This window comes from Geobacter psychrophilus, from assembly GCF_056821595.1.
In genome coordinates, this window is record NZ_JBXDTU010000004.1 from 1,788,204 (window position 1) to 1,808,588 (window position 20,385).

General features: G+C 57.4%; 17 protein-coding genes. 13 read left to right on the forward strand and 4 right to left on the reverse strand.

Going from position 1 to position 20,385, the window contains the following annotated elements; genetic code table 11:
- Positions 1-39 precede the first annotated feature (39 nt).
- The 7 genes from ACOCF6_RS10720 to ACOCF6_RS10750 all read left to right on the forward strand — a co-directional run bounded on the left by ACOCF6_RS10720 (position 40) and on the right by ACOCF6_RS10750 (position 8,443).
- Positions 40-420 carry a hypothetical protein gene (locus tag ACOCF6_RS10720; RefSeq protein WP_482460377.1) on the forward strand — a complete coding sequence of 127 codons (381 nt, stop codon included), beginning with the start codon at positions 40-42 and terminating at the stop codon, positions 418-420.
- Between the two features lie 97 nt (positions 421-517).
- A complete protein-coding gene (locus ACOCF6_RS10725) occupies positions 518-1,804 on the forward strand; it encodes a TolC family protein (RefSeq protein ID WP_482460378.1) in 1,287 nt (428 codons plus the stop codon).
- On the forward strand, positions 1,801-3,069 hold the full coding sequence (locus tag ACOCF6_RS10730) for an efflux RND transporter periplasmic adaptor subunit (protein ID WP_482460379.1): 1,269 nt from the start codon (positions 1,801-1,803) through the stop codon (positions 3,067-3,069). Before ACOCF6_RS10725 ends, ACOCF6_RS10730 begins: the two co-directional genes overlap by 4 nt.
- Positions 3,069-6,170 carry an efflux RND transporter permease subunit gene (locus ACOCF6_RS10735; RefSeq protein ID WP_482460380.1) on the forward strand — a complete coding sequence of 1,034 codons (3,102 nt, stop codon included), beginning with the start codon at positions 3,069-3,071 and terminating at the stop codon, positions 6,168-6,170. The genes ACOCF6_RS10730 and ACOCF6_RS10735 overlap by 1 nt, the downstream gene beginning before the upstream one ends.
- A gap of 44 nt (positions 6,171-6,214) precedes the next feature.
- Positions 6,215-6,556 carry a P-II family nitrogen regulator gene (locus tag ACOCF6_RS10740; protein WP_482460381.1) on the forward strand — a complete coding sequence of 114 codons (342 nt, stop codon included), beginning with the start codon at positions 6,215-6,217 and terminating at the stop codon, positions 6,554-6,556.
- 40 nt (positions 6,557-6,596) lie between these two features.
- Entirely contained in the window at positions 6,597-7,139 is a 543-nt protein-coding gene (locus ACOCF6_RS10745; RefSeq protein ID WP_482460382.1) for a hypothetical protein, read from the forward strand.
- Positions 7,140-7,273: 134 nt separating this feature from the next.
- Entirely contained in the window at positions 7,274-8,443 is a 1,170-nt protein-coding gene (locus tag ACOCF6_RS10750; RefSeq protein WP_482460383.1) for an ABC transporter substrate-binding protein, read from the forward strand.
- A gap of 116 nt (positions 8,444-8,559) precedes the next feature.
- On the opposite strand, the gene ACOCF6_RS10755 is transcribed toward ACOCF6_RS10750, so the two are convergent.
- Positions 8,560-9,351, reverse strand: coding sequence for a transporter (locus ACOCF6_RS10755; protein WP_482460384.1), 792 nt, complete (start codon positions 9,349-9,351; stop codon positions 8,560-8,562).
- Positions 9,352-9,611: 260 nt separating this feature from the next.
- On the opposite strand from ACOCF6_RS10755, the gene pruA reads away from it, so the two are divergent.
- From pruA to ACOCF6_RS10780, 5 genes are all read left to right on the forward strand, one after another.
- Entirely contained in the window at positions 9,612-12,617 is a 3,006-nt protein-coding gene (pruA, locus tag ACOCF6_RS10760; RefSeq protein ID WP_482460385.1) for an L-glutamate gamma-semialdehyde dehydrogenase, read from the forward strand.
- Positions 12,618-12,754: 137 nt separating this feature from the next.
- Entirely contained in the window at positions 12,755-13,630 is an 876-nt protein-coding gene (locus ACOCF6_RS10765) for a branched-chain amino acid ABC transporter permease (RefSeq protein WP_482460386.1), read from the forward strand.
- A 2-nt stretch (positions 13,631-13,632) separates the two neighbouring features.
- Complete coding sequence (locus ACOCF6_RS10770) at positions 13,633-14,547, forward strand: branched-chain amino acid ABC transporter permease (protein WP_482460387.1); 915 nt, start codon at positions 13,633-13,635, stop codon at positions 14,545-14,547.
- The gene (locus ACOCF6_RS10775; protein ID WP_482460388.1) at positions 14,544-15,314 is read left to right on the forward strand and encodes an ABC transporter ATP-binding protein; all 771 of its coding nucleotides are present in this window, start codon (positions 14,544-14,546) and stop codon (positions 15,312-15,314) included. The genes ACOCF6_RS10770 and ACOCF6_RS10775 overlap by 4 nt, the downstream gene beginning before the upstream one ends.
- A complete protein-coding gene (locus ACOCF6_RS10780) occupies positions 15,314-16,018 on the forward strand; it encodes an ABC transporter ATP-binding protein (RefSeq protein WP_482460389.1) in 705 nt (234 codons plus the stop codon). Before ACOCF6_RS10775 ends, ACOCF6_RS10780 begins: the two co-directional genes overlap by 1 nt.
- A 77-nt stretch (positions 16,019-16,095) precedes the next feature.
- On the opposite strand, the gene ACOCF6_RS10785 is transcribed toward ACOCF6_RS10780, so the two are convergent.
- Positions 16,096-16,335: a hypothetical protein gene (locus ACOCF6_RS10785; protein WP_482460390.1), complete on the reverse strand. Its 240-nt coding sequence runs from the start codon at positions 16,333-16,335 to the stop codon at positions 16,096-16,098.
- Positions 16,336-16,622: 287 nt separating this feature from the next.
- Here ACOCF6_RS10785 and ACOCF6_RS10790 point away from each other — a divergent pair, with 287 nt between their 5' ends.
- The gene (locus ACOCF6_RS10790) at positions 16,623-17,831 is read left to right on the forward strand and encodes a class I SAM-dependent rRNA methyltransferase (RefSeq protein ID WP_482460391.1); all 1,209 of its coding nucleotides are present in this window, start codon (positions 16,623-16,625) and stop codon (positions 17,829-17,831) included.
- Positions 17,832-17,917: 86 nt separating this feature from the next.
- On the opposite strand, the gene asd is transcribed toward ACOCF6_RS10790, so the two are convergent.
- Together asd and leuB are read right to left on the reverse strand one after the other, a co-directional pair.
- Positions 17,918-19,015, reverse strand: a complete 1,098-nt coding sequence (gene asd / locus ACOCF6_RS10795; protein WP_482460392.1) for an aspartate-semialdehyde dehydrogenase — start codon at positions 19,013-19,015, stop codon at positions 17,918-17,920.
- 161 nt (positions 19,016-19,176) lie between these two features.
- On the reverse strand, positions 19,177-20,265 hold the full coding sequence (gene leuB, locus ACOCF6_RS10800; protein WP_482460393.1) for a 3-isopropylmalate dehydrogenase: 1,089 nt from the start codon (positions 20,263-20,265) through the stop codon (positions 19,177-19,179).
- Positions 20,266-20,385 lie beyond the last annotated feature (120 nt).

Below are 20,385 nucleotides of genomic sequence, written 5' to 3' on the forward strand. Positions count from 1 at the left end.
TATTGTAAAAGAAGTGCCGACTTGTTAGGATTGCCGGCAATGAACTTTAATTCCCGACGCATATGTGCCCTGCTGCTCCTGTTTGCGACCATTTCCGGCCTCGTAATATCGTTCGGCGAACATGTGTCATGCGCCGGAGAATTGCCAGGCATTCATGACACGGCCAGCGCTCAGCATGAACATGACCTGTCTCAGATTCACGAAAGCGACTGCCCCTGTTCCCCCTCACCATCAAACACACCCTTCGACCATTGTTGTAGCGGCGACTGCGGTTGTCCATGTCAGGCGCCGTTGTCCTCATCAGCCCTGACATTTATCCATTCACGCTCATTCACCTATCTGTACCCCTCTGAAATCACCCGACACATCCCGGAAGTATTTCTTTCCCTCTTCGTTCCACCCGATTCAGCCGCCGAATAACCATCTGTTTCCCGCAATAACCCAATTGTAACTCTTTCAACAAACGGCCTTCGTGTCCCCGCACGCAGCCGCTATACATCTATCCGGAGGTTTATCCGTGGCACGCTCAACACTGGCGCGCGGAATTGTCCTCGCTCTGTTGCTGTCGGCATGTATGTGCCTGCAGGTACAGGCCGAGCCCGTTCCCCGCAGTATCAATGACATCATCACACTGGCGCTGAAACACAGTGCCGAACTGGCCGCATTGGATAAGGACGTGCTGGCACAACAGTCGCTTGCTCGTCAATCAGGCATAATCAGCAATCCGACCCTGGAACTGCAGGGCTCCACCGGCAGCCTGACAGGCAGCCCTGACGAGCACTCCATTTCGATCGGCATCAACCAGGAGCTGCCCATGTACGGCAAACTGCGCCTGCGCCGCGAAGCCGGGCAGTGGGAAGCCGAAGCCCTGCAACGACAGCGCGATAACAGCGTGCGGCTGCTGAAGGACGAAGCTGCCACCCTGGCGCTGGACTACTTCCTGACTGTCAAACGCCAGGAGCTAGCGGCAAACCTGCTACAACTCAATCGCGACCTGGTGGCCATCGCCGGAGAGCGTTTCACGGCAGGCGATATCCCCGAACTTGACCTGAATCTTGCCAAGGTCGAACTGGCCCGGGCAGAAAGCCGCCTGCTGGAGGTTGAACGGGAACGGATTCCGCTGCGCATAAAAATCGCATCGCTGACCGGGTTGAACGAACATGAGATCAATCTGTCAGGTAATTTTTCTGCGCAGACAGCAGCTCCTGCTGCCCAGGAACTCGTAAAACAGGCCCTGGCCTCACGCCCTGACCTGCTGGCGCTTGCACGTGAACATGACAAGGCTGAAACTGAGCATCGTCTGGCTAAAGTCGAGGCACTGCCCAATCTCACGGCCGGGCTCTTTGCCCAATGGCAGCGGAGCTCGACCGAGGTGGGCGGCATGTTTTCAACCAGCAACGACACCCAGCTGGGATTGCGCCTGTCCATGCCGATCCCGCTCTTTGACCGCAACCAGGGCGGTCGGGCGGCAGCCCGATACAAACTGGATGCCGCAGATTCCCGGCGAGAGGCGTTGGAACGGACGGTCACCGCCGAGGTTGAAGCCGCTCTCTCACGATTCTCAGCGTCGGAACGGATCCTCACTCTGTTTGAGCAGGGTATCATCCCGCGAATGACAGAGAACCTGAAGCTGACCCAGGAAGCCTACCGTCTGGGTGAGGTGGGGATGCTCTCCGTGATCGATGAGCAGAAGAAGTTCTTTGAGGTCAACGATGGTTATTTGTCAGCGGTGCACGACAGACGTGTGGCATTACGTAAACTGGAAACAGCAGCAGCAATCGATCTTAGCGGAGGTATGCGGTGAATAGGAAAGCAATCATAATCGGACTTGTCCTGGCTCTGGCTCTGGGGGGCGGACTTTACTACCGCTTTACCCAGCAGACCAGCGGCGGCGAACAGGCAGAAAAGCAGGAGGCCGGCCACAAGGAGGAAAAGGCGGGCGGCCATGCTGAGGGCAAAGAAGGGCATACAGAAGAAAAAACAGGCCATGAAGGTCACGACGAGCATGAAGGGGAAGGCAGGGTTACGATGACTGCCGAGGCGCAGAAACAGAACGGCGTGGTCGTTGCTCCCGCAAAACGGCAGCGGCTGGCCGGCATTATCAGTGCCACCGGCAAGGTAGAGGCCAATGCCGACCGGATTGCCCATGTCTCGCCGCGCATCTCGGGAAAGATCGTTGCCGTCAGGGCTTCTCTGGGTGACAGCGTTTCCGCCGGACAGGCCCTGGCGACCCTGGACAGCGTCGAGCTGGGCGAAGCCCTGGGCCGTTATCACCAGTCAAAAACAAAGCTGGCCCTGGCCCAGTCCAGCATGGATCGGATCAAGGGACTGGTGGAGAAGAAGATTGCGGCCCGCAAGGACATCCTTCTGGCGGAGACCGACTTCAAGACCGCCCAGACCGAACTGCATACCGACGAAGAGCGCCTGGCCCTGTATGGCGTTTCCGCGTCAGACCTCAAGGGTGATAACCACAAACGGCCGCTCCTGCCGGTCCGGTCGCCCATCGGCGGCACCATCACCGAGAAGCACGCCATCGTCGGCGAGCTCTCCGATCCCTCCAAAAGCCTCTACACCGTGGCCGACCTTTCCTACGTCTGGGTGATGGTGGACATCATTGAAAAGGATCTGGCCAAGGTGCGCAAGGGTCAGACAGCGGTCGTCACCGTCGGCGCCTTTCCCGACCTGAGACTGAAGGGGCGCATCACCTACATTGCCGACCAGGTCAATGAAGCCACCCGCACGGTCAAGGCGCGGATCGAGGTTGCCAACCCGGGGCGCAAGCTGAAGCCGGAGATGTTTGCCACGGCCGAACTGGCGCTGGCTGCCGATGCGCCGCCTGTCCTGGCGGTGCCCGAGGATGCCGTGCAGGAGCTGGACGGCAGGAAGCTGCTGTTCGTCACGGAAAGCGGTACGGAGTTCGAAAAGCGTCCGGTCGCGCTGGGTCGTGCCGCAGCCGGTATGGTTGAAATAACCGGCGGCCTCAAGGAGGGGGAACGCTATGCCGTCAAAGGCGGCTTCGTGTTGAAGTCAGAGGCCAAAAAAGGCGCGCTGGAGGGGCATAACCACTAATGTTAGAGAAAATAATAGCCTATTCACTGAAGCAGAAGGGCATGGTGGTCTTTCTCTCCCTTCTTATCGTCGCCTTCGGGACGTATTCCTATCTGAAACTGCCGATTGACGCCTATCCGGATGTGACCAACATCCAGGTCGAGGTTGTCAGTCACGCGGACGGGCTGTCCGCCATCGAGATCGAGCGCAATGTCACCTACCCGATCGAGATGTCCATGCGCGGTCTGCCGGACATTGAGCAGATGCGCTCGGTCACGAAATTCGGCCTGTCCATCGTCACCATCGTCTTCAAGGACAAGGTGGATATCTATTTTGCGCGGCAGCTGGTCTTCGAGCGCCTGGCCGAAGCGAAAGAGAAGGTTCCCAAAGGGGTTGAAGTGGCCATGGGACCGATCGGCACGGCCATGGGGGAAGTCTATCAGTACACCCTGGAAGGACGGATGCCGGATGATCCCCAGCAGAAGATTGCCTACCTGACCAACCTGCGCACGGTTCAGGAGTGGATCGTTACCCCGCAGTTGAAGGGTGTTGTCGGGGTGAATGAGATCAATTCCTATGGCGGCTACTTCAAACAGTACCAGGTGGTCGTCTTCCCCGAAAAACTCCTGAAATACGGCTTAACCGTTGATGATGTCTACTCGGCCATCGGCAGAAATAATGAAAACGTCGGCGGCAATGTGCTCGAACGGGGTACGGACCAGTACATCGTGCGCGGTGTCGGCTTGATCAAGGATATCAGTGACATTGAAACCATCGTCCTGAAATCCTCCGGTGGCACGCCAACCTATATCCGGGATGTGGCCCAGGTAAAGGTCGGCGAAGCGGTGCGCATGGGTGCATCGATCAAGAACGGCACGGAATGTGTCGGCGGCATCGCCATGATGCTGCGCGGCGAAAACAGCCGCGACGTCGTGCGCCGGATAAAGGAGAAGGTTGCTGAGATCAACGGCAACAATATGCTGCCGGACGGCATTAAAATTGTGCCCTATTACGACCGCAGCGATATTGTCAATGCCAGCGTCGGCACGGTCAACCGGGCGCTGATCGAAGGCTCCATTTTTGTGCTGATCGTGCTGTACCTGCTGCTGAACAGCATCCGGGGCAGCCTGGTGGTGCTGATTGCCCTGCCGCTGTCGCTGCTGGCCACGTTCATCGTGATGAAGCTGGCCGGCATCAGCGCCAACCTGATGTCGCTGGGCGGCCTGGCCATCTCCATCGGCATGATCATCGATACCACCATCATCCAGGTGGAAAACGTCCAGCGTCATCTGAGCGAGGAGGGGGGCAGGCACCCCAAACTGTTTACGGTGCTGAAGGCGGTCATGGAGGTCAGGAAGCCGAGCATCTTCGGCGAACTGATCATCGCCATCACCTTTATTCCGATCCTGTCGCTGGAAGGGATCGAAGGCAAGATGTTCGGGCCGCTGGCGATCACCGTTGCCATTGCCCTGCTGGCATCGCTGTTCCTCTCCATCTTTGTTATTCCGGTGCTCTGCATCCTCTTCCTGAAACCGCATCCGGAAAAGGAAAGCTTCATCATGAAGCATGCCACGCGCGGGTATCTGCCGCTGCTGGAATATGCCATGAACAGTAAAAAAACCATTCTGGGGATCGCCGGTCTGTTTCTGATCGCGTCCCTGTTTCTGGTGACAAAACTGGGCACCGAGTTTATCCCCGCTATGGACGAAGGCTCGTTTGATATGGACATCGCCATGCTGCCGGGCGTTTCCCTGGCAAAGGCGCTGGAGGTGAATCAGCAGGCGGCGGCACGACTGAAAAAATTCGACGAGCTGGATACGATTGTCGGGCGCATCGGCCAGACCGGTGTTGCCATGGATACCAGGGGAGTCGACAAGACCGGCTATGTCGGTATTTTCAAGCCGCGGGATCAATGGAAGCGGGACATCTCCAAGGAAGAGCTGGTTAACGAGATGCGCACATCGCTGGAATCAGTGGCAGGGATCAGTTTCGGGTTCAGTCAGCCGATCCAGTGCCGCATTGACGAACTGGTGGCCGGCACCCGCGCCGGGCTGATTGTCAAACTGTTTGGCGAAGATATTGATGTGCTCAGTCAAAAATCGACCGAGATCGCCAAGGTGCTTTCCACCGTCCGGGGGGGAACCGACCTCAATGCGGAAAAGGTCTCCGGGCAGCCCTACCTGACGATCAACATCGACCGGAGCAGGATCGCCCGCTATGGCCTGAATATCAGCGATGTGCAGAAGGTAATTGAAATCGCGGTGGCCGGCAAGTCGGCCTCCCAGTTCTATGAACTGAACCGGAATTTCGACATCACCGTGCGCCTGCCGGAAGAAAAACGCAACTCGCTGGAAGCGATCAGGAATCTGCTGATCACCACCAAAACCGGTATCAACGTACCGCTCGAACAGTTGGCGGACGTCAAGATGATCGAGGGGCCGGTGCAGATCAGCCGCCAGGATGGCATCCGCAGAATCGGCGTTGAGATGAACGTCAGCGGCCGGGATATCGGCAGTTTTGTCGCCGAAGCCAGACAGAAGATAGGGGAGAAGGTCAAGCTGCCCCCCGGTTATTATCTCACCTGGGGCGGCCAGTTTGAAAACCAGCAGCGGGCCATGAGCAAGCTGATGATCATCGGCCCGGTAGCGGTCGCCCTGATCCTGCTCTTGCTCTACACGACCTTCCGCTCCATTCGCCTGGCGCTGCTGGTGATTTCCAACCTGCCCTTTGCCTTGATCGGCGGCGTCTTCGCACTCTTCCTCTCGGGCCAGTACCTGTCCGTTCCGGCTTCGGTCGGCTTTGTGGTCCTGTTCGGTGTGGCCGTATTGAACGGCCTGGTACTGGTGTCGCGCATTGCGCAGCTGCGCGAGGAAGGACTGGAACTGCCGGAGGCCATCAGAAAAGGTAGCCTCGACCGGTTGCGCCCGGTGCTGATGACCGCTTCCATATCAATATTCAGCCTGATCCCGATGCTGTTTGCCGGCGGGGCCGGTTCGGAAATTCAGAAGCCGCTGGCAACCGTTGTCGTGGGAGGCCTGGTAACATCGACCCTGCTGACGTTGCTGATCATTCCGTCCGTGTACAGCTGGTTTGAGAAGAGAGAAGACGATGCAGAGATGTAGCATGTGGGAGTGACCTCAACATTAGTCGTAACAGGGAGAACTATATGAAAGAGATAAAAGCAATCATCAGACCAGCAAAGTTATTGGAAGTAACCGAAGAACTCCACCAGATTGAGGGCCTGCCGGGAGTGACAATCTGCGAGATCAAAGGCTTCGGCAAAAGCAGGGCAAAAAACGCTGCGGATAAAATTGTGTATGAGATGGTGGAGTTCATTCCGCGGATCCAGCTGGAGGTTGTTGTTCATGATGAAATGGTTGATCAGGTCGTCGATGTCATCCAGAAATACGCCCATACCGGCAATACGGGTGATGGAAAGATCTTTGTCTCTACGGTTGACGATATCGTATTGATACGAACAAATGAAAGGGGCAGAGATGCGATTTAGTGAAACAAAACATATGATAATGATGCTTGCAGCCTCACTGATGTTTATCTCAGCTGCACTGACTGGTTGTGCCTGCAACCATGAAGCGGTACTGAAGGCATCGGTTAAAACCCGGCAGGATGTCTTCCGGGTAGTCCAGGATACTCCGGGCGTCCCGGGGAAGGCCTTGCTGGAGATAGAATTCCCGGTAAAAACGTTCCGGGCTCGAATCGTCAACACCTATATTAAGCATAGTGATCCAGACTATACAGTACTTGTCAATATCGACGGCCAACCGTTGGAACTGCTAGCCGAACCTGTTTTGGAGGATCTGCACGGAGACTTCAGGGATAATCCTGAAGCGGGAACCGGATGGAAATACGTGTTCAAGAAAACGCTGCTGCTTGAACCGGGTACTCACCGGATTGCGATAGCTGTTCCACAGGCGGGGGTTGTAGTTACTAGGGAACTGACGCTTGCAGCAGGGGAAAACCTGTTAAAGATTGCACCCGCCTATAACGCCTCTGTTACGCGGCACCAGAAGTACCCGCGGTTTTCACATGGGTTGCAAGGGCTGACGATCCAGGTTGATTCCCGCATATAGTAGGGAGTTGGCTGCAGAACTATTGCGGGTAGATCGATACGACCTGCATTCGTATATACCACGCTAAAAAAGTATTACAAATGCGCAATCTATGGTATTAACACCCTAAAATCGCTCAGCTAAGGGAGAGAACGATGAACATCAACAAAATTGCGGCACTGCTGCTGGCAGGAACAGTGGCCCTGGCGCTTAATGCCGGCTGCAAAAAGGAAGAAACCCCCAAGACGGCCAGTGACACCGTCAAGATAGGCTTTATGGGCGCCCTGACCGGTGATGTGGCCATGTTCGGCAAACCGACTCTGGAAGGGATGAAAATGGCTGCCGATGAGATCAATGCCGCCGGAGGCATTAACGGCAGGAAAATCGAGATCATCGAAACCGACAACCGCGGCGACAAGCAGGAAGGCGCAGCCGTTGCCCAGAAGCTGATCAGCCGCGACAAGGTCGTCGCCATCCTGGGTGATCCGACCACCGGCATCTCCAAGGTTGTGGCGCCCATCGCCCAGAAGGCGGGAGTGGTCATGCTCTCTGCCGGCGCTACCGGCCCCGGCCTGATCGAGACCGGGGATTTCATCTTCCGCAACACCCTGCTGGACAGCGTCTCCATCCCGGCCTGCATAAATTACTTTGCCAACGATCTCAAATACAGGAAGGTGGCGATCATCACCTCCGATAACAATGACTACAGTGTCGGCTTTTCCCAGACCTTCCGCGATGCCGCCAAAGGCAAAGGCATCGAGATCGTTGCCGATGAAAAGGTCAAAGACGGCGACAAGGACTTCTCGGCCCAGGTCACCAACATCAAGGCAAAAAAGCCGGACGTCATCTTCTTCTCCGGCTACTATACCGAAGGTGCCCTGATCATGAAGGAAGCCCGCAAACAAGGGCTCAAGGTCAACATGTTCGGCGGCGATGGCCTGTTTTCCCCCGAATTCATCAAGCTGGGGGGCGACGCTGTTGAAGGTTCCATGTCGGCCCTCGGGTTCTCTGCCGAGCAAGCCACCCCTGAGACCGCCAGATTTATCGATACCTTCAAGAAAAAGTTCAATGGCGCCCTCCCCGGACTCTTTGATGCGCAGGGTTACGATGGTCTGATGATGTTGGCCGATGCAATCAAGCGCGCCAACAGCACTGATCCGAAAGTCTTCAAGGCAGCCCTTGCCACAACCAGGGACTTCAAAGGTGTTTCCGGCACGATCACTATTCGCAACAACCGTGAACCGATCAAGTCGCCTCTGGCGCTGCTGGCGGTCAAAGGCGGCCAGTACGTGCTCAAGGCAAAAGTACCGGTCAAGATGGATTAAGCGTCACTCTGGGGGTTTAACATAAAAAGCGCCGTGCGACCATAACTGGATGCACGGCGCTTTCTATTGGAAGCGCAGATGCTTACAGCATTAATTGTCAATATAATCGAATATTGTTAAGGCAATCTGAAGGTGATGCCGGCCAAAAGCGCTAAATCGGTAGCAGGTCTACTCAAGCCACCCTTTGCGCCTAGTGACAGGTCCAGATTCTCAACAACGGAATAGATTACACCTCCCGTTATAAAGGATGTCCAGACGTTTATATTTTTGTCAGGAGTTGTGCCAGTACCAACTTCTGCTACAAGTTGCAAGCCCTTCATGACTTCAATAGAGCTTGCCAGAGAAAAGTTCCAGAGATGTTCTCGCGCACCATCCTTGTCGGCATCAGTGTACCGCTGATTCGTGTAGCCGACATTGGCATGGACGGCCACAGGCTTCAGATCATACGTCGAGATCAGGGTAGCACCATAAGCGGCCCGCCCGGCGCCAAGGTTTCTGTCGCGGTTGCCGGTGGGAACCGTAATTGAAGGCTTGATGGCAAAACTTGCCGGACCAAGTTCCAGAAAACGGTATTTAAATGCCAGAGACAGGTCATTGAAACCGCTGTTGTCTGTTTTGTTCCCGCCGGTATCCTCGATATGTTGCCAGGTATAGGGATAGCAAAGAACCAGATCAAGGGAATCGAGCACCCCGGCGGTCACAGCGACATTCAGATTCTGATAATCTGACGTTGTAGCTATGGCGTGTTCCGTTTCCTTATCCCAGCCAAATTCGGCGGTGGTCTCCACCTGAAACTTCAGAAAGCCCTGGGTGCCGGTGTCATCGGTTGCCAATGGGTGTCCGGCAAACACGGGCACCGAAACGGATACGCACATGGCAGCTAGTAATCCTGCAAGTATAGTTTTCACAGGTAATCCTCCGTAATGAATCATTTACATTAACCTCACATACAAACTGTTTCAGAAAGACCAGTCTATTACGTTAAATTCTGTTTAATAACAATAAAGTCAAATTCTGCTCTGTCAAGTCGATGATTGTAACTTAATCTGGTGTAATATAAATGCAGGTAAGCCATCTCTGAAATACGAGAGATCCGCTTTCAACTGTCTAAGAATTCATCTGCTGACTCCGTCAGCAAATAGCGACTCTACCACCAAGGAGCACGCACATGGAAAGCAGGGTTCTCAACGAACGAATCATATCCCGCGGCAAAGCGATTTTTGCAACCATTTCCGGTGCGAAACCGTCGCTCTTCAACAAGGGGAACTGGATCGGCAAGGTCATGGACTGGAGCATGCAGAACGAACAGTTCAAGATCCAGCTGTTTCGCTTCGTGGATGCCTTCCCGTCCCTGACCACGGGTAGACAGCTCACCGACCACATCCGCGAGTATTTTGGCGAAGAAAAAGATATGCCTCCGGTTCTGGCCCAGGGGGCAAAGATGGCCGGCATGCTCGGTTCCCTGGGCGGGAGCGTGCTCAATAAGTTTATTGCCGCCAATATCCAGGAGATGGCCCGGCAGTTCATTATCGGTGAAAACAGCAGGGAGGCGCTCAATAACATCGGAAAACTTCGCAAAGAGGGATTTGCCGCGGTGATCGATGTGCTGGGCGAGGCGACACTCTCGGTCGAAGAGGCCGAAGCATACGTCGCCACCTACCTGGAGCTGCTGGAGGGGCTTTCAAAGGAGCAGCGAAACTGGCAGGGACTGCCCGGAACCGACGGAAATCCGGGCCTGGACTGGGGATACGCCCCGCGGATACATGTTGCCGTAAAACCGACCGCACTCTTCGCCCTGGCCAGCCCGCTAAATTTCGAAGGCACTGTGCAGGCCATGCTGCAGCAGTTGCGCCGCATTGCCGCCAAGGTCGTCGAGCAGGGCGGCTTCCTCTGCATCGATATGGAATCGTACCGCCATAAGGCCATCATCCTCGAACTGTATAAGCGCCTGAAGCTGGAGTACCGTGATTATCCCCATATCGGCATCGCCCTGCAGTCCTACCTGAAGGACACGGACCGGGATCTGAGCGAGTTGTTGACCTGGGCCGGGGAACAGAACACGCAGATTGCGGTACGGCTGGTCAAAGGCGCCTACTGGGATTTTGAGTGCATCAAGGCCCGGCAGAACGGCTGGGAGATCCCGGTCTGGCAGATCAAGGCCGAGAGTGATGCCGCCTTTGAACGCCAGTCGCGGCTGATCCTTGAAAACCACCGGATCTGCCACTTTGCCTGCGGCTCCCATAATATCCGTTCGATCGCGGCGGTCATGGAACTGGCCCAGGCATTGAACGTACCCGCAGAGCGCTATGAATTCCAGATGCTGTACGGCATGGCCGAACCGGTCCGCAAGGGCATCCTCACGGTTGCCGGCCGCGTCCGGTTGTACTGTCCCTATGGCGAGATGGTCCCCGGCATGGGCTACCTGGTGCGCCGTTTGCTGGAGAACACTGCCAATGAGTCCTTCCTGCGCCTGAGCTTTGCCGGGGAGGCCCAGATTGAGCGGCTGCTGGAGGATCCGGGCGTTACCGCCCAGCGGGAGCGTGCTGCCCGCCCACAAACACCGCCGGAATCCGGAAGCGCACCCTCAGGGTTGCCGCGCTTTGCCAACGAACCGCAGGCAGACTTCACTCAGGCCGACCAGCGGGCCGCCTTCCCCCTGGCACTTGCCAACATACGCTCACAACTAGGCAGGACATACCCGCTCTATATCAATGGCCGGGAATACATCATGGACGACACGGTTGATTCGCTCAACCCCGCCAAACCGGGTGAGGTGTTGGGCAGGCTCTGCCAGGCCGGCACCGCTGAGGTCACTCAGGCGATTGCCGCAGCCCAAAAGGCCTTTCCGGCCTGGCGCGACACCCCGCCCCGCGACCGCGCCCACTATCTGCTGCAGGCTGCCGTAGCGGCCCGCAGGCGCATCTTTGAACTATCCGCCTGGCAGGTGCTGGAGATCGGCAAGCAGTGGGATCAGGCCTATGCCGATGTCAGCGAGGGCATCGACTTCCTGGAATATTACGCCCGCGAGATGATCCGTCTCGGCGAACCCCGCCGCAGCGGCCACGCACCGGGCGAGGTCAATCACTATTTCTACGAACCCCGGGGGGTGGCAGCGGTCATCGCACCATGGAACTTCCCCCTGGCCATCAGCCTGGGCATGGCCTCGGCCGCGATTGTGGCCGGCAACCCGGTGGTCTTCAAACCATCCACCCTGACCGGCATCGTCGGCTGGCGGCTGGTGGAGATCTTCCGGGAGGCCGGCCTGCCGGCAGGTGTTTTCAACTATCTCCCCGGCCAGGGTTCCGTCATCGGCGATTTCCTGGTCGATCACCCCGATGTCGCGCTGATCGCTTTCACCGGCTCACTGGAGGTCGGTCTGCGCATCATCGAACGGGCCGCCCGGGTGCACCCCGGTCAGACCAGCATCAAAAAGGTCGTCGTTGAAATGGGCGGCAAGAATGCCATCATCATCGACGACGATGCCGATCTGGACGAGGCGCTGCCCCATGTACTCTACTCGGCCTTCGGCTTCCAGGGGCAGAAATGTTCGGCCTGTTCCCGCGTGATCGTACTGGATGCGGTCTATGACAAATTTGTCGATCGTCTGGTCAAAGCGGCCAAGGTGTACCGGGTGGGACCGGCCGAGGACCCCGCCTACAGCATGGGGGCCGTAGCGGAGGCGGCTGCCCAGCGCAGGATTCTGGAATATATCGAAATCGGCAAAAAGGAGGGGCGCCTGCTCTATTCCAGCCCGATTCCGGATGGTGAGGGCTACTGGGTGCCATTGACAATCTTCGGCGACATTACCCCCGAACACCGCATCGCTCAGGAGGAGATCTTCGGGCCGCTGCTGGCGGTTATGCGTGCCAGAGACTTCGACCAGGCCATCGCCTGGGCCAATGCCAGCTGCTATGCCCTGACCGGCGGCATCTTCAGCCGCAGCCCGCAGCACATCGAGCGGGCGCGGCATGAATTCCGCGTCGGCAACCTGTATATCAACCGCAACAACACCGGGGCCCTGGTCGAGCGCCAGCCCTTTGGCGGTTCGCGCATGTCCGGCAGCGGCACCAAGGCCGGGGGGCCCGATTACATGCTGCACTTCATGGAGCCGCGGGTCGTTACCGAGAATACCATGCGGCGTGGATTCGCACCGCCTGAGGAGGAGGACGACTAGGCAGATCGACCTCACACAACACACAATTCGTTTGCGAATACGTTTGCCACTATGTTAAAAAGCAATGCGTTTTGCGTTGTTTTAATAGCCGAGTGCTGTACTTACTCTACCCATTTCGAGCATCTCCGGGCCGGCCCATGTTCCTGCAGCAGCTCATTAACGGCATCGCCCTCGGCAGCACCTACGCCCTGATCGCCCTGGGTTACACCATGGTCTACGGCATCATCTCCCTGATCAACTTCGCCCATGGCGAGATCTTCATGGTCGGGGCCTTTGTCGGGCTCCTGATGGTGGGCTACTTCAAGCTGAACCTCTTTCTGGCCATGGCCTGCTCCATGCTCTTCTGCATGGTCATGGGGGTGCTGATCGAGTACATCGCCTACCGCCCCCTGCGCAGCTCTTCACGACTCTCGGCGCTGATCTCGGCCATCGGCGTCTCCATCTTCCTCTCCTCGCTGGCCATGATGGTCTTCGGCGCCAATGCCAAGGGTTTTCCCGACAGCGCCTTTACCTCGCACCAGATCCACATCGGCGATGCCGACATCTCCACCCTGCAACTCCTGATCATAAGCGTCTCTGCCGCTCTGATGCTGGCCCTGGAGTACATTGTCCAGAAAACCAGGATCGGCAAGGCCATGCGCGCCACCTCCGAGGACTACAATACTGCCGCACTGATGGGCATCAACGTCAATTTTGTCATCTCGTTCACCTTTGCGCTCGGCTCGGCCCTGGCAGCTGCCGGCGGCGTGCTGGTGGGAGTGCTGTTTAACTCGGTCTCCTTCAACATGGGACTGATGGTCGGTCTGAAGGCCTTCGCCGCCGCTGTACTGGGCGGCATCGGTTCGATCCCCGGCGCCATGCTGGGCGGCCTGCTGCTGGGTGTGGCTGAAGTCTTCGGCGTGGCCGTCGGCTACTCTTCCTATCGCGATGCCATTGCCTTTGCCATCCTCGTGCTGGTCCTGCTGGTGCGCCCCAGCGGGCTCTTGGGCCGCAAGATCCAGAAGAAGGTCTGACCATGCTCCAGCATCTGATCAACACCATCGACCCCTATACCCTGCAGATTCTGGTCAATATCGGCATCGGCATCATCCTGGCGCTGGGCCTCAATATCATCACCGGACTGACCGGACAGCTCTCCCTGGGACATGCCGCTTTCATGAGTATCGGCGCCTTCAGCGGCGCCTTGCTGACGATCAAGACCGGCCTGCCCTTCTCCCTCACAATCCTGCTGAGCGGCCTGATTACGGCGGCCGCAGCCGCCGCCATCGGCTGGCCGATCCTGCGGCTGACCGGTGATTACCTGGCCATCTGCACCCTGGGTTTCGCCGAGATCGTCAAGGTGGTCTTCCTCAATCTGGATATCACCAACCGCGCCCTCGGACTGACCGTCCCGCCCCCCAGTAACAGCCTGCCCCTGCCGGTGATCGTGCTGATCGTCTGCTGCCTGACGATCATTGCCTCGGCCTTTATCCAGAATTCCCGCTTCGGCCGTGCGCTCAAGGCCATCCGCGACGACGAGATCGCCGCTGAATCCATGGGCATCAATATCGCCCGCTACAAGGTGCAGTCCTTTGCAATCAGCGCCTTCATGGCCGGTATCGGCGGCTGTCTGTACGGACATTTTCTGGGGTACATCAACCCATCCGACTTCGGGTTTCTCAAGTCAATCGACATGCTCAGCATGATCGTACTGGGCGGTCTGGGGAGCGTCCCCGGGGCGGTCTTGGGCGCCTCGATCCTGTCGGCGGCACCCGAGTTCCTGCGCTTCATGTCCCAGTACCGCATGCTGGTATACGGGGCGCTGCTGGTGTACCTGATGGTCTTCAGGCCCAACGGACTGCTGGGGGGGATCGACGTTGCAGCGCTGCTGCTGCGCAAGTTGGGGGTCAAACCTCGGGGCATGTCACACAAACAGGAGGGTCCAAGATGAGCCTCCTGAAACTGGACAACACCTCCATCCGTTTCGGCGGTCTGGTGGCGGTCAATGGCGTCAGCCTGGAGGTTGCAGAGGGGGAGATCATGGCCCTGATCGGCCCCAACGGCGCCGGCAAGAGCACGATCTTCAACCTGATCACCGGAATCTACCCACCCAGCGAGGGGGGGATCAGCTTCAAAGGTAAAGCCATTGCCGGATTACCACCCCATATCATCGCCGCCAGCGGCATCGGCCGCACCTTCCAGAACATCCGCCTGTTCGGCCAGCAGAGCGTGCTGGATAACGTCCTGATCGGTGCCCACACCCGCGGGAACTGGAACCTGGCCGGCGCGCTGCTGCAGTTCCTTCCGGCAGTGCGCAGGGAAGAGGGGCGCCTGCTGGAGTTGGCTGGCCATTGTCTCTCCCGGGTGGGACTGGCCCACAAGGCATATGAACTGGCCGGCAATCTGCCCTATGGCGAGCAGCGCCGCCTGGAGATAGCCCGGGCCCTGGCTGGGGAACCGACCCTGATCCTGCTGGACGAACCGGCCGCTGGCATGAATCCTCACGAGAAACAGACCCTGCTGGAGATGGTGCGTGCCATACGGGATGACGGGGTGACGGTCTTTCTGGTGGAGCACGATATGCGATTTGTCATGGGGCTCTCGGACCGGATCGCGGTGCTGGATTACGGGATCAAGATCGCTGAGGGAAGCCCGGCGGAGGTGCGGGCCAATCCGGCCGTGATCGAGGCCTATCTGGGAAAAGGAGCCACCACGTGATGCTGGCCATAGATAATCTTTCCGTCAACTATGGCGCCATCCGAGCCCTGCACCAGGTGTCCTGTTGCGTGAAGCGGGGAGAGATCGTGGCCCTGATCGGGGCCAATGGCGCCGGCAAGAGCACGATCCTCAACTCGGTTTCCGGTATCGTACCTTCCAGCAGCGGGAGCGTATCCTTCAAAGGCGAGGAGATCACCCGCATGCCCCCCCACCTGATCGTCCGCAAAGGCATCAGTCAGGTGCCGGAAGGCAGGCGGGTGTTCGGCCGCATGAGTGTGCTGGAAAACCTTGAAATGGGTGGCTTCGTCCTCTCTAGCAAACAGGAGGTAGCCCGGGGCATCGAGCGCGCCTTCACTCTCTTCCCGCGCCTGGCGGAACGGCGCACTCAGGGTGCACGGACCCTGTCCGGCGGCGAGCAACAGATGCTGGCCATTGGACGGGCACTCATGTCCAACCCGCGCCTGCTGCTGCTGGACGAACCCTCCATGGGGCTGGCCCCCATGCTGGTAGAGAAGATCTTTGAGATTGTTGCCGAGATTAACAGGGCCGGCACCACTATCATGCTGGTGGAGCAGAATGCCGCCATGGCCCTCTTGATCGCCCACCGGGCCTATGTACTGGAAACCGGCGAAGTAGTGCTCTCAGGTGATGCCGCAGAGCTCGCCGGAAATCCCGATGTCAGGAAGGCCTACTTGGGCGAGTAATCGGTTGCAGGTCGAAAAACGGATAAAAAAAGGCCGCATCCGAAGACGCGGCCTTTATTTGTTCTGTGAGAAAAGAATTACTTGGCGGCAGGAGCTGCAGCAGGTGCTTCTTCTTTCTTAACTTCTTTTTTGGCTTTCTTTGCTTTTTTGGCTTTTTTAGCAGGCTTAGCTTCTTCTTTTTTCTCTGCAGCAGGAGCAGCAGCTTCAGCAGGTGCAGCAGCAGGAGCAGCAGCTTTTTTTGCGTCTGCAGCGAAAACAACTGCGGAGAAGGATACTGCTACGAGGGTTGCGATGATGCTGGCGATGATTTTTTTCATGGGTCTTTCCTCCAAATGGGATGTAGTTGTTGATGGTAATTGCACTGCGTGTGCCAATTATCAAAACTTTGTTAACAACCTGAAATAACTATATAATTTAATACATGGTACTTCAAACAGCTCGTTGCACAACCGAATCATTACCTTATATAGGGTATGCGTTACCGCTTCAGAGGAATTCATGATGATTATTGCCACAACCGGCCCGGCTTTATGATTGCCAACACATCGAATTATCAGTACAACAGACCATATTCCCTATTTATACGGATCACAGGAGTAGCGCAATGGAACAGACCGGTAAATGGATCATCGGGCCAGAATCCGTCAGGATGCTGGAACTCGGTCACCCCTGGATCATAGCTGACAGTTACACGAAACGCTGGCAGGCCGGCAAACCGGGACAAATAGTTCCTTTAAGCGATGAAAAGGGCCGTTTTCTCGCATCGGCCCTGCTTGATCCACACGACCGGATCGTGGCACGGGTATTGTCGCGCCAGCGCATGCAGCTCGATCGCGCCTGGCTGACAAACCAGGTCCAGTCAGCCATCAAGCTGCGTCGCGATTATGCTGACCTCGGTGCCACAGATGCGTACCGGCTGGTGAACGGGGAGGGCGATGGCATGCCGGGCCTGACTGTCGATCGTTACGGTGACTATCTGATGGTTCAGCCCTACTGCAGCGGCTGGCAAGTGCACTTGAAGCTGGTAACACAGGTGCTGCAGGAACTTCTGGCGCCGACCGGAATCTATGAAAAGAGCCGTCCTCAGAAAACCCGCGAACTGGAAGCTGTCAGCGACAGCAAACAGTACGGCCGTCTGCTGGCAGGCACTCCGGCTCCGAATCTGCTGGAGGTGCAGGAAAACGGGCTGACGTTCCTGGTCAGTCTGGAGAAGGGGTTGAACACCGGCCTGTTTCTGGATCAACGCCGTAATCGTCGCGACCTGATGTCCCGCTCCAAGGGCAAACGGGTGCTGAACCTGTTCGCCTACACCGGTGCCTTCTCGGTTGCGGCCGCCGCCGCTGGCGCGAGCCAGGCAACAAGTGTGGATGCCTCGCCGAGCTATACCGAGTGGGCCAAAGCCAATTTCGCTGCCAACCGCCTCAATCCGAAGAAACATGAGTTCATCGTCGGGGATTGCCTGAAGGTGCTGGCTGACCTGGCTCGACAGAAGAAGACCTATGACATCATCCTGATGGACCCGCCTTCATTCTCCACAACCGCCAAGAGCCGTTTTACTACCCGTGGCGGCACCTCCGATATCGTGGCGGCTGCGCTTCCGCTCCTGGCAAACGGCGGACTGATGATCACCTCTTCCAATCATCAGAAGGTAGATGTGGCTGACTATCTCAAGGAGGTGCGCCGCGGTGCATTGCAAGCCAACAGTGCCCTGAAGGTGATCTCCCTGTACGGCCAGCCGGAGGACTTTCCCTATCCGGTCACCTTTCCCGAGGGGCGCTACCTGAAATATGCGGTCTGCGTGAAATCGTCCTGACCTGCTGACCACCTGCTGAAGACACAAAAAATGCCCCTTGCGAAAGGGGCATTTTTTTGTACAACAGGAACAATTTTTCGGAGATTTTATTTGTCCGTCAGGATCCGCATCATGCGGCGCAGCGGCTCGGCCGCACCCCACAGCAGCTGGTCGCCACAGGTGAAGGCCGACAGGTACTGGGGTCCCATTTTCATCTTGCGCAGACGTCCGATCGGCACGGTCAAGGTGCCGGAGACGGCAGCCGGGGTCAGTCCGGCCAAAGTTTCCACCTTGGTGTTGGGGATCAGCTTGACCCACTGGTTGTCATTCTTGATCAAGTTTTCAATCTCGGCCATCGGCACGTCTTTATTCAGCTTGATGGTCAGGGCCTGGCTGTGGCAGCGCATGGCGCCGACACGGACGCAAATACCGTCCACCGGGATCGGTGAGGTTGTACCGAGGATCTTGTTGGTCTCGGCAAAGCCTTTCCACTCTTCGCGGCTCTGGCCGTCCTCCACCTCGCGGTCGATCCAGGGCAGCACATTTCCGGCCAGCGGGTGACCAAATTCCTTGGTCGGCATGGAACCGTCCCGCAGGGCCTCGGTCACTTTCTGATCGATCTCCAGGATGGCGGAACCGAGGGTCTTCAACTCTTCCGCCACGGTATGATTCAACACTCCCATCTGGGACAGCAGTTCGCGCATATTGGGGGCACCGGCACCGGAGGCGGCCTGATAGGTCATGGACGAGATCCATTCGATCAGACCGGCCCGGAACAGTCCGCCCAGAGCCATCAACATCAGGCTGACGGTGCAGTTGCCGCCGATGAAGTCCTTTTGTCCCTTGGCCAGAGCAGCATCAATGACATTGCGGTTGACCGGGTCAAGGATGATAACGGCGTTATTCTCCATGCGCAGGGTGCTGGCAGCATCGATCCAGTAGCCGTTCCAGCCCTGTTTGCGCAACTCGGGATGGATGGCCTTGGTGTAGTCGCCACCCTGGCAGGTCAGGATGATGTCCAGTTTTTTCAGTTCGTTAATGTCATCGGCACTTTTGAGGGTGCCGGCGTTCAGGGGGGCCGCCTGGCCGGCCTGGGAGGTGGAGAAGAACACCGGTTCAATACCGGCAAAATCGTTCTCCTCCAGCATCCGCTGAATGAGAACCGAGCCAACCATACCGCGCCATCCGACGATTCCGACTTTCATGGTGTCTGTTCCTTTTCCTAAGTTTGTTGTGATCTGGATTTTAATAGGTTGCGAATTTTGTGCAGGATCAAGGCTGTCAAGGGATTTGGCGGAGGCGTAGCAGCGCTACGCCGCACAACAAATCCCGAAGACTTACGCTGAGATTGCGCAAAAGTCGCGACCTACAGATTAGCAATGATTGCGTCGCCTATTTCCTTGGTATTGACCAGTTTTTCACCCGGCAGGTCCTGAAAGATGTCGCGAGTGCGGAAACCCTGGTCGAGCACCTTGGCCACAGCGGTGTCGATGGTCTCAGCCGCATCCAGCATCCCGAAGGAAAACTTGAGCATCATGGCGGCCGAGAGGATCTGGGCGATCGGGTTGGCAATGCCCTGGCCGGCAATATCAGGGGCCGATCCGCCGGAAGGTTCGTACATGCCGAAGCTGCCTTCCGCCAGTGAAGCGCTGGGCAGCATGCCCAGTGAGCCGGTCAGCATGGCGGCTTCGTCAGAGAGGATGTCGCCGAACATATTCTCGCACAGGATCACGTCGAACTGCTTGGGCCATTTGACCAGCTGCATGGCGGCGTTGTCCACGTACATGTGGGTCAGCTCCACATCCGGATACTCTTTGGCGATGCCGATGACGACCTCGCGCCACAACACCGATGTGGAAAGGACATTAGCCTTGTCGATGGAGCAGACCTTTTTCCCCCGCTTGCGGGCAGCCTGAAAGGCCACATGGGTGATGCGCTCGATCTCCGGTACGCTGTAGCGCATAGTGTCCACGCCGACCCGTTCACGACCAACGCCGTCGATGCCTTTGGGCTGGGAAAAGTAGATGCCGCCGGTCAGTTCACGGATCACCAGGATGTTGAAGCCTCCCGCAATCACCTCTTCCTTGAGCGAAGAAGCGCCGGTCAACGAGGGGAAGATGATGGCCGGACGCAGGTTGGCGTAGAGACCGAAGATCTTGCGCAGCGGCAGAAGCGCACCACGCTCGGGCTGCTCATCCGGCGGCAGGGTCTCCCACTTGGGTCCGCCCACGGAGCCGAACAGGATTGCATCGCTGGCTTTGCAGATGGAAACGGTGGTATCCGGCAAGGCCTTGCCCTCGTTGTCGATGCCTGCGCCACCGACATTGGCATGGGTACGCTCGAACGTCACGCCGTATTTCTTCTCGACAGCGTCCAGCACGCGCAGTGCCTCAGCCATCACTTCAGGCCCGATGCCGTCGCCCGGCAGAACCGCTACTTTGTATGTCTTTGACATGCTTCCTCCATCTGAAAGTTCACTGCTAAAGTTGTGTATACTAAATATTCCATCAACAATTTGTCAACAAAAAGGACAGGGGACTCAATGCAAAACGGGACGGTTTTTCAACCGCCCCGC

Bases quoted from the DNA above. Each gene is read 5' to 3' on its own strand.
- ACOCF6_RS10720 (WP_482460377.1), top strand. From the start codon at position 40: ATGAACTTTAATTCCCGACGCATATGTGCCCTGCTGCTCCTGTTTGCG.
- ACOCF6_RS10735 (WP_482460380.1), top strand. From the start codon at position 3,069: ATGTTAGAGAAAATAATAGCCTATTCACTGAAGCAGAAGGGCATGGTG.
- ACOCF6_RS10740 (WP_482460381.1), top strand. From the start codon at position 6,215: ATGAAAGAGATAAAAGCAATCATCAGACCAGCAAAGTTATTGGAAGTA.
- ACOCF6_RS10745 (WP_482460382.1), top strand. From the start codon at position 6,597: ATGTTTATCTCAGCTGCACTGACTGGTTGTGCCTGCAACCATGAAGCG.
- ACOCF6_RS10750 (WP_482460383.1), top strand. From the start codon at position 7,274: ATGAACATCAACAAAATTGCGGCACTGCTGCTGGCAGGAACAGTGGCC.
- pruA (WP_482460385.1), top strand. From the start codon at position 9,612: ATGGAAAGCAGGGTTCTCAACGAACGAATCATATCCCGCGGCAAAGCG.
- ACOCF6_RS10765 (WP_482460386.1), top strand. From the start codon at position 12,755: ATGTTCCTGCAGCAGCTCATTAACGGCATCGCCCTCGGCAGCACCTAC.
- ACOCF6_RS10770 (WP_482460387.1), top strand. From the start codon at position 13,633: ATGCTCCAGCATCTGATCAACACCATCGACCCCTATACCCTGCAGATT.
- ACOCF6_RS10775 (WP_482460388.1), top strand. From the start codon at position 14,544: ATGAGCCTCCTGAAACTGGACAACACCTCCATCCGTTTCGGCGGTCTG.
- ACOCF6_RS10780 (WP_482460389.1), top strand. From the start codon at position 15,314: ATGCTGGCCATAGATAATCTTTCCGTCAACTATGGCGCCATCCGAGCC.
- ACOCF6_RS10785 (WP_482460390.1), bottom strand. From the start codon at position 16,335: ATGAAAAAAATCATCGCCAGCATCATCGCAACCCTCGTAGCAGTATCC.
- ACOCF6_RS10790 (WP_482460391.1), top strand. From the start codon at position 16,623: ATGGAACAGACCGGTAAATGGATCATCGGGCCAGAATCCGTCAGGATG.
- asd (WP_482460392.1), bottom strand. From the start codon at position 19,015: ATGAAAGTCGGAATCGTCGGATGGCGCGGTATGGTTGGCTCGGTTCTC.
- leuB (WP_482460393.1), bottom strand. From the start codon at position 20,265: ATGTCAAAGACATACAAAGTAGCGGTTCTGCCGGGCGACGGCATCGGG.